The 863-nt window shown below is 61.2% G+C and carries 2 protein-coding genes; one reads left to right on the top strand and one right to left on the bottom strand.

What is annotated here, in order from left to right; translation table 11 throughout:
• Positions 1-263: 263 nt before the first annotated feature.
• Entirely contained in the window at positions 264-554 is a 291-nt protein-coding gene (locus tag EN939_RS36170) for a muconolactone Delta-isomerase family protein (protein ID WP_127271666.1), read from the bottom strand.
• A 108-nt stretch (positions 555-662) separates the two neighbouring features.
• Between EN939_RS36170 and EN939_RS36165 the strand changes: the two genes are divergently transcribed.
• Positions 663-863, top strand: a 201-nt coding sequence (locus EN939_RS36165; protein ID WP_164751602.1) for a LysR family transcriptional regulator, incomplete at its 3' end; no start/stop codon positions are given.

The following is an 863-nucleotide window of genomic DNA, read 5'->3' as shown; positions in this document are numbered from 1 at the left end:
GCGGTGAAATGATAGATGAAGAACAATCCGTGCTCGTCGGGCAGGTAGGGCGACAGGTCGGTGCCTTCCGGGGCGAGAGTGATATCCATGGGCGGTGCCAGATGCATGTTCCGAAATGGCACCGCACGGCGGCTGCCTGGCCTTGATTTCTAGCACGAGCGAACCCGGTTCGGTGTGACGGTTTCTTGACAGCCGATCACGGTCTGTCGATCACCCACGTCAATCCGGTGGTGACGCCTTCGCCACCCCGGATTGTGCCCCGGTCAGTGCTTCGGGCCGAAGCCGGGGTAGGGCTTGAGGGGCACGATTGCGGCAATGTCCATCATGCCGGCCTTGACCAGCGGCAAGGTGGCGAGATGGCCGCGAACCTCTGCATCATCGGCGGCTTCGAGCATCATGCCGCTGCCCGGGATGTCGCCTCGGTTCCACACCTGGCGTACCGCGCCTTCGGCATAGAGCGTGCGCCGCTGTTCGGCTTCGCCGGGCAGAAGCGGAGCGAAATCGGCATCGGCAAATTTTTCGGTGTTGCGGGTGAGAAGGGCAAAGAACTGCATGGCGGTCTGCTTTGGTTGGATGGCCGAACTATCGCTCCCGCTGGTCAGACTGTCTAAGACTGGTTAGGCTAAAGTTGAGACCTCGGGGGACTGGAGCCTGGAGAAAAAATGTTCGACCTGCGCCAGATCAGGTATTTCGTCACCGTCGCCGAAACCGGCAATGTCGGGCGCGCCGCCGAGATGCTGCATATTTCCCAGTCGCCACTCAGCCGGCAGATCATCCAGCTCGAGGAGCAGTTGGGTGTTTCCCTCTTTGAAAGATCGAAGCAGCGGGTCCATCTCAACGCCGAGGGGCGCGCCTTCCTCACC

The organism is Mesorhizobium sp. M7A.F.Ca.CA.002.05.1.1 (assembly GCF_003998335.1).
In the GTDB taxonomy this organism is placed as follows: Bacteria; Pseudomonadota; Alphaproteobacteria; order Rhizobiales; family Rhizobiaceae; genus Mesorhizobium.
The sequence above is the reverse complement of the archived record's forward strand: the minus strand, read 5'-3'. Positions and strand labels throughout refer to the sequence as shown.